At 67.1% G+C, this 7,988-nt stretch carries 6 protein-coding genes; 4 read left to right on the top strand and 2 right to left on the bottom strand.

Annotation, left to right across the window (positions count from 1 at the left end; translation table 11 throughout):
* The first annotated feature begins 56 nt into the window (after positions 1–56).
* Together IXW21_RS17275 and IXW21_RS17280 are read left to right on the top strand one after the other, a co-directional pair.
* A complete protein-coding gene (locus IXW21_RS17275) occupies positions 57–680 on the top strand; it encodes an SAF domain-containing protein (RefSeq protein ID WP_194765476.1) in 624 nt (207 codons plus the stop codon).
* On the top strand, positions 677–1,915 hold the full coding sequence (locus tag IXW21_RS17280; protein WP_194765477.1) for an AAA family ATPase: 1,239 nt from the start codon (positions 677–679) through the stop codon (positions 1,913–1,915). Before IXW21_RS17275 ends, IXW21_RS17280 begins: the two co-directional genes overlap by 4 nt.
* Here IXW21_RS17280 and IXW21_RS17285 read toward each other — a convergent pair.
* Both IXW21_RS17285 and secA read right to left on the bottom strand, forming a co-directional pair.
* Positions 1,839–3,065, bottom strand: a complete 1,227-nt coding sequence (locus IXW21_RS17285; protein ID WP_194765478.1) for a pyridoxal phosphate-dependent aminotransferase — start codon at positions 3,063–3,065, stop codon at positions 1,839–1,841. The two genes, IXW21_RS17280 and IXW21_RS17285, sit on opposite strands and share 77 nt — an antisense overlap.
* Positions 3,066–3,132: 67 nt before the next feature.
* Positions 3,133–5,946: a preprotein translocase subunit SecA gene (gene secA, locus IXW21_RS17290; RefSeq protein WP_194765479.1), complete on the bottom strand. Its 2,814-nt coding sequence runs from the start codon at positions 5,944–5,946 to the stop codon at positions 3,133–3,135.
* A gap of 157 nt (positions 5,947–6,103) precedes the next feature.
* Between secA and IXW21_RS17295 the strand changes: the two genes are divergently transcribed.
* Together IXW21_RS17295 and IXW21_RS17300 are read left to right on the top strand one after the other, a co-directional pair.
* Positions 6,104–6,706, top strand: coding sequence for a PadR family transcriptional regulator (locus IXW21_RS17295; protein WP_194765480.1), 603 nt, complete (start codon positions 6,104–6,106; stop codon positions 6,704–6,706).
* 61 nt (positions 6,707–6,767) lie between these two features.
* Positions 6,768–7,988, top strand: a 1,221-nt coding sequence (locus tag IXW21_RS17300) for a hypothetical protein (protein ID WP_194765481.1), incomplete at its 3' end; no start/stop codon positions are given.

Below are 7,988 nucleotides of genomic sequence, written 5' to 3' on the forward strand. Positions count from 1 at the left end.
GGTCTCGCTGTGGATAACTCCCGTGCCGAACCGCCGATCTCTGTGACCATGGCGGGATGGAACTGATGGCTCGCTCTCGATATGCGTTCTGGGGTGACCTCCGCTTCCTCATCGGCATCGCGTTGGTCGCCGCATCGATCGGCGGTGTCTGGCTCGTCGTCTCCTCCTCGACCGCCACGTCGCCCGTGCTCCAGGCGAACAGGACGATCGTGCCCGGTGAGGCGCTCGTGTCCGCCGACTTCCAGGTCGTCGAGGTGAACCTCGGCGCGGTGACGGGCGGGTACCTCGCTCCGCAGGATCTCACCTCCGGTCAGGTCGCCGGGCGGACGGTCGTGTCCGGCGAGCTCCTGCCACGCGACGCGGCAGTCGCTGCCGAGTCGACGAAGACGACGACGATCGTGATCGACAGCAGCACCGGGCTTCCCGGAGATCTCGACGCCGGCTCGGTCGTCGAGATCTGGCATGCTCCTCCACTCGATGAGAGCGGGACGGTGCATGACACGCCTCGCCTGCTGGTCGCCGATGTCGTGGTCGCAGCGATCACAGAATCCGAGGGCATGCTCGCCTCGAGCGGAGCCGTCGCCGAAGTGGTCATCGACCGCACGGACGTCGCCGCCGTTCTCGCCGCGATCACCGGCGGTTCCGTGCTCTCCGTCGTGCCCGTCGGGGCCGCGCGATGACCACGGTGATCATCGCGATGCCGGAGCCGCGCGCCTCGGTTCTCGCCGCCGAACTGGAGGTCGAGGGCGTCGATGTGGCCGCCGTCGTGGGCCCGGACTCGACGCTTCCACTGCCGGAGGGAGCGGATGCCGTCATCATCCCGGCCTCGCGAGCGGTGCTGACCCCCGCACTCGTCGCAGCGTGTGATCGGGCCGGCGTGCGAATCGTCGCACTCGGCGAAGGCGAGAGCAGACTTCTCGGCCGATACGGACTCACGAGCGCGCTTCCCGCCGATGCGGGCGGTTGGGAGATCGCCGCGGCGCTCGAGGCCGATGCGCCTCCCGCGGCTCGCAGACCGACCCGTTCGCCGCACCGGGTCGTCGCGGTGTGGGGGCCGTCAGGTGCGCCCGAGCGGTCGACCCTCGCCATCCAACTCGCTGTCGAACTCGTCCGAGCGGGCCGACGAACCGCGCTCGTCGATGCGGACACGGTCGCGCCGTCCGTGGCTCTCCTGCTCGGGCTGAGCGACGACGAACCTGGGATCGCCGCCGCCTGCCGCCGAGCCGAACTCGGCGCGCTCGACGTCGCGGAGCTCACCCGTCTCGCCACCACCGTCGAGACAGGGGCGGGGCACCTCGAGGTCCTCGGCGGCATCAATCGTCCGAGTCGGTGGCCGGAACTGTCGAAAGATCGACTCGAGGCCGCACTCCGCGTGTGCAGGACATGGGCTGAGGAAACGGTCGTCGATGTATCGAGCGCCCTCGATGCCGACGACGAGGCCACCTACGATCTGACCGGACCACGCCGTCATGCGGCGACCTCCGCGGCGCTCACGGAAGCGGATGAGATCATCGCGCTCGCCTCCGCAGACCCGCTCGGAATCAGCCGCTTCATCCGAGACCATGCGGAGCTTCGGAGGGTGACCGGTCAGACACCGATTCGCGTCGTCGTCAATCGTCTGCGTCCCGGCCCCCTGGGCCTCGATGCACGCGGGCAGATCAGGCGCACTCTGGATCGCTTCGCCGGGATCACCGACGTCGCGTTCCTCCCTTTCGACCAACGAGCCGCAGATGCCGCTCTGCTGCACGCACGACCGATGACCGACGTCGCGCCACGGTCCTCATTCGTGGCCTCGGTGCGAGGCCTCGCTCAGGACCACGCCGCCACGACGACGGCGCCTACTGACGGTAGCTCGAGAGGAAGTTCCCGAGGCGCTCGACGGCTTCGGCGAGCACGCGCGGCTCCGGGAGCGTGACGAGCCGCAGGTGATCCGGCGCGGGCCAGTTGAACCCTGTCCCCTGCACGAGCAGGATGTGCTCGGACACCAGGAGGTCGTAGACGAGTCTCGCATCGTCCCTGATCTCGTGCACGTTCGGATCGAGCCGGGGAAACGCGTACAGTGCACCCATCGGTTTGACGCAGGAGACACCCGGGATGGACTCGAGACCCTCCCATGCCACATCCCGCTGCTCGTGCAGCCTTCCGGTGGGGGCGATCAGCGCGTCTATCGACTGCACTCCCCCGAGCGCCGCCTGCACAGCATGCTGCGCGGGAACGTTGGGGCACAGCCGCGTGGACGCGAGCAGGTTGATCCCCTCGAGGAATCCCTTCGCATGTGACTGCGGGCCGGTGATCACGAGCCAACCCGAGCGGAAGCCGGCCACCCGATACGTCTTCGACAGGCCGTTGAAGGTGAGACAGAGCAGATCCGGTGCCAGGGTCGCCGTGGGGATGTGGGTGGCCTCATCGAAGAGGATGCGGTCGTAGATCTCATCCGACAGCAGAAGCAGCTCGTGCTCTCGCGCGATCTGCACCATGCCTGCGAGGATCTCGCGCGAGTAGACGACCCCGGTCGGGTTGTTCGGGTTGATGATCACCATCGCCTTCGTGCGAGGCGTGATCTTCGAGCGGATGTCCTCGAGGTCCGGCTGCCAGCCGTTCTCCTCGTCGCAGAGGTAGTGCACGGGCGTTCCGTCGGCCAGACTCGTCATGGCCGTCCAGAGCGGATAGTCGGGCGCGGGGATCAGCACCTCATCGCCCTCATCGAGCAATGCCTGCATCGTCATGGTGATGAGCTCGGAGACGCCGTTGCCGAGGAACACGTCCTCCGGGTCGAAGCGCGGGAATCCCTCGATCTCCTCATACCGGCTGACGACCGCACGACGAGCCGAGACGATTCCCTTGCTGTCGCTGTATCCGTGAGCGGTCGGCAGAGCGGCGAGCATGTCGTGCACGATCTGGTGCGGTGCCTCGAAACCGAAGATCGCGGGGTTGCCCGTGTTGAGCTTGAGGATCCGGTGGCCCTCGGCCTCGAGCCGCGCCGCCTCGACGAGCGTGTTTCCACGGATCTCGTACAGGACGTTCTTGAGCTTCGACGACTGATCGAAGTGGCGCGTTGGTGTCATTGAGCAAGCCTACAATGACGCGAAGAGGGGCTGATCACGCGGATCAGCCCCTCTTCACGACGCTCTGCTACTTCTTCTTCTTGCCCTGCGCGCGGCGCTGCTCTCGGTTCCCGGCGGGCGCGGCCGGTGCACCGGTACGCTGCCCGAAGGCGCCGCGCGGGCTCTCCTCCGCCTCGGCCGGCTCCTCGCCGGCCGGAGCGGTTCGGGCCGCAGCGGCCTGGCGCAGACGGTCGGTCGCCGCCTGCTGCACCTGTCCGCGATCATTGCGCACCTCGACCTCGCCGGCATCGTTCGCAGCGGAGTACTCGAGACGCTGCTCGGCGGCGCCGTCGGACAGCCCCTTCGCCTCGACCTCGGCGGTCTGCGAGTCAGCGGCTCGACGCACCTCGACCTCGAGGTTGTAGAGGTATCCGACCGATTCCTCCTTGATCTGCCCCATCATCGACTGGAACATCGCGTATCCCTCACGCTGATACTCGATGAGCGGATCGCGCTGTGCCATCGCACGCAGACCGATGCCGTCCTTGAGATAGTCCATCTCGTAGAGGTGGTCGCGCCAGCGGCGATCGAGCACCTGCAGAACGACGCGACGCTCCAGCTCTCGCGTCGCCGCCTCTCCGAGCGACTCCTCACGGGTCTCGTACGCGATCTTCGCGTCGGACAGAAGCTCTCGCGTCAACCCCTCCGCCGAGATTCCCCCCTTGCGGTCCGCGGCCTCGGAGACGACCTCGTCGATCGTCACGCTCACGGGGTAGAGCGTCTTGAGCTCGGTCCAGAGAGCGTCGAAGTCCCAGCTCTCGTTGTGCCCTTCGCCGGTGTGGTCGCGAACGACCCCGCTGATCGCGTCCTCGATGAAATGCTGGACGCGGTCCGCGATGTCGTCGCCCTGAAGGATATGACGACGGTCGGCATAGATCGCCTCGCGCTGACGGTTGAGCACGTCGTCGTACTTGAGCACGTTCTTGCGCATCTCGGCGTTGCGCGACTCGACCTGGGACTGCGCACTGCGGATGGCGCGCGAGACCAGGCCCGACTCGATCGGCACGTCGTCCGGGAAGTTCGTGCGGGCCAGGATGGCCTCTGCTGCACCCGACTGGAACAGACGCATGAGGTCGTCTGTGAGGCTCAGATAGAACCGGCTCTCGCCGGGGTCGCCCTGACGGCCCGAGCGGCCGCGCAGCTGGTTGTCGATGCGCCGCGACTCGTGGCGCTCGGTGCCGAGCACGTAAAGGCCTCCTGCCTCCTGGACCTTCGACGCCTCCTCCGCGACTACGGCCTTCATGGACTCGTAGGTCTCATCCCACGCGATCTCGTACTCTTCGGGGGTCTCGACCGGGTCGAGGCCCTTGCCCTTGAGCTCCTGGACTGCGAGGAACTCGGCGTTGCCGCCGAGCATGATGTCGGTTCCACGACCGGCCATGTTGGTCGCGACGGTGACCGCTCCGAGACGACCGGCGCGCGCGACGATCTCCGCTTCGCGAGCGTGGTTCTTCGCGTTGAGAACCTCGTGCTTGACGCCCTTCTTGGCGAGCAGGCGTGACAGGTACTCGCTCTTCTCGACGCTGACCGTGCCCACGAGCACCGGTTGCCCCGCCGCGTGGCGCTCGGCGATGTCCTCGACGACCTGCGCGAACTTGGCCGTCTCGTTCTTGTAGACGAGATCCGACTGATCCTTGCGGACCATCGGCCGGTTCGTCGGGATCGGGATGACTCCGAGCTTGTAGGTCGACATGAACTCGGCGGCCTCGGTCTCGGCCGTACCCGTCATGCCCGCGAGCTTGTCGTAAAGGCGGAAGTAGTTCTGCAGTGTGACTGTGGCGAGCGTCTGGTTCTCGGCCTTGACCGGCACGGCCTCTTTGGCCTCGATGGCCTGGTGGATGCCCTCGTTGTACCGACGTCCGACCAGGATGCGTCCGGTGTGCTCATCGACGATCATGACCTCGTCGTTCATCACGACGTAGTCGGTGTCCTTCTTGAACAGCGCGAGCGCCTTGATCGAGTTGTTGAGGAAGGAGATCAACGGGGTGTTCGCCGACTCGTAGAGGTTCTCGATGCCGAGGTAGTCCTCGACCTTCTCGATACCCGGCTCGAGCACACCGACGGTGCGCTTCTTCTCGTCGACCTCGTAGTCCACCCCGGCTTCGAGGGTGCGAGCGATCTTCGCGAACTCGGCGAACCAGCGGTTCGCCTCGCCCGACGACGGACCGGAGATGATGAGCGGCGTGCGAGCCTCGTCGATGAGGATGGAGTCGACCTCGTCGACGATCGCGAAGTAGTGCTCGCGCTGGACGAGATCCTCCTTGCGCCAGGCCATGTTGTCGCGGAGGTAGTCGAAGCCGAACTCGTTGTTCGTGCCGTAGGTGATATCTGCGCCGTACTGCTCACGACGCACGGCAGGGGTCTGACCGGACACGATGATGCCGGTGGTCATCCCGAGCGCACGATAGACGCGCCCCATCAGCTCGGCCTGGTAGCTCGCGAGGAAGTCATTCACCGTGATGACGTGCACGCCTTCTCCGGCGATGGCATTGAGGTACGCCGGGAACGTCGCGACGAGCGTCTTTCCCTCACCGGTCTTCATCTCCGCGATGTTGCCGAGGTGGAGCGCCGCTCCGCCCATGATCTGCACGTCGTAGGCGCGCATGCCGAGCGTGCGCTTGGCCGCCTCGCGCACGGCGGCGAAGGCCTCGGGCATGAGCTGGTCGAGCGACTCGCCCTTGGCGAAGCGCTCACGCAGCTCGACGGTCTCGTTGCGAAGCTCGTCGTCCGTGAGCTTGGAGATGTCCTCTTCCAGCGCGTTGACGGCCTTCACCACCTGGTTCAGGCGACGGATGACTCGCCCTTCTCCGGCGCGCAGCAGCTTCTCAAGAGGATTGGCCACAGATGTCATCTCCCTGTCGATGGTTCCGGCGCCGCCAGTCGGGCGCGCACCAGGCATACCTTGTCATGTTACCGGGCCGTGACCTGCACGTCGCCTGCATGGCGCTCACGGCGAAGGTTTCCCGGTATGCATATAGTGATCGACACAGGAGGTCGACATGACGGTGCGCCAGAGTCTGCTCTCGATCCTCGCGCAGGGTCCGTGCTACGGGTATCAGCTGCGCCATGAGTTCGACCGCCGCACGGGATCGGTCTGGCCGCTGAACGTCGGGCAGATCTACAACACGCTCGAGCGACTCGAACGCGACGCGCTCGTCGCGCGCGGCGCCGCTGATGCACAGGGTCACGTGTACTGGGAGATCACCGACGCCGGTCGGGCCGAGTCCGAGCGATGGATGGCCTCGCCCGTGGAGCGAGGGCAGGCCACGCGGGATGAGCTCGCGATCAAGGTGACGATCGCGGCCACGCTTCCCGGGTCCGATGCCACCGCCGTGGTCGCCGCACAGCGTCGCGCATCGCGCGAACACCTGGAGTCGCTGCGCCACCTGCGCTCGTCGCGCGACGACAGCACCTCGGAGGGCCTCGCCTGGTCGCTCGTCGTGGATTCGATGCTCCTCAGCGCAGAGGCGGAACTCCGGTGGCTCGACCACGTGGAGGCCCGCCTCGCCGAGCATCCGCAGCACGCGCTCGCATTGGGGCTCGCCCCGGACCGTCCCAAGCGCGGACGACCCGCGAGGGAGCCGGGCGCGGCACTCGTCTGAACCGTTCGCCTGGAGCGGATGCACAGCCAGAGTCCGCCGCCTGGAAACTAGGATCAGTCCTATGGCAGGTATATGGGGCAGGCGCAAGCGTGAACAGGAAGCACAGGCGGCACAGGACGCCGATCTGGCACGACGAGCGGAGCAGTCCCTGGTAGCCGCCGACGAGCGCATCCGATCGACATCCGATGAGCTCGTGTTCGCCGAGGCCGAGTTGGGCGAGTCGCTCACCGGCGACCTGAAGAAGGCGCTCACTGCCGTGCGCACGCACCTGCGCGAGGCCTTCCAGATGCACCAGCTCAACCATGACGAGATCCCGGACACCCCAGAGGAGCTCCGGACACGAAACGCGCGCATCATCCAGCTCTGCGACTGGGCGCAGGACCTGCTCGACGAGAAGACATCCGACCTCGCCGCGTCGATCTCGAAGGTGCGCCGCGCTCCCGAGATCATCGCGCAGGTCAGGGCAGAGGCATCCGCGCTGAGCGAGCGCATCCCGCACACGAACGAGACTGTCGCACGCCTGTCGGACAGGTATTCGGACTCGGCGATGCACCAGATCACGGCGAGCGCCGCCGAGGCCGAGCAACTCATCGCCTTCGCCACCCACGGCGCCGACGTGTCGGAACGGCGCCGTGCGGCCAAGCAGAACGAGGAGGCGAACCTCGCTCTCGAGACGGCGACGGAAGCGACCCGTCGAGCATCGGCCCTGCTCGACGCCGTCGAGGACTTCGAGATCGAGGCGCTCCGGGCCGAATCGACACTCGCCGAGGTCGTCGCAGACTCCCGCGGCGACCTGATCGCGGCCCGGACGGCGCCGCAGGTACCGGCCGTGACATCGGCTGTCGCCGCACTGCAGGAGGCGCTCAGCGCGCTGACCCCAGCAGGAACCCCCGGGGATCCTTTCGCCGAGCTCTCTCAGCTGCGGACAGCGAACACCGCACTCGACGACGCCATCGCGAAGGCTCGGCACCGAGCGGAGAACCCGCTGCCGAGCATCCAGCAGGTGCAGCACGCCATCGACGACGCCGATCGTCAGCTGGGTGTCGCCCGCGGACTCATCGCCGGCCATCGCGGCTGGATCGGCGCCGACGCCAGGACACGCCTCGCCGAGGCGGAACGCCTGCGTGTCGATCTGTCCGATCTTCTCCCCGCGGAGGACACCCGCGAGCAGGCGCTCTCCAGCGCGCGCAGAGTGGCGCACCTGGCCTCGGAGGCCCTGCAGCTCGCGCAGCGCGACATCGACTCGTCCCGTCCCCAGAACGACGGCTGGGGCAGCGGGGGC

This window comes from Microbacterium sp. UFMG61 (genome assembly GCF_015354505.1).
Taxonomy (GTDB): Bacteria; Actinomycetota; Actinomycetes; order Actinomycetales; family Microbacteriaceae; genus Microbacterium.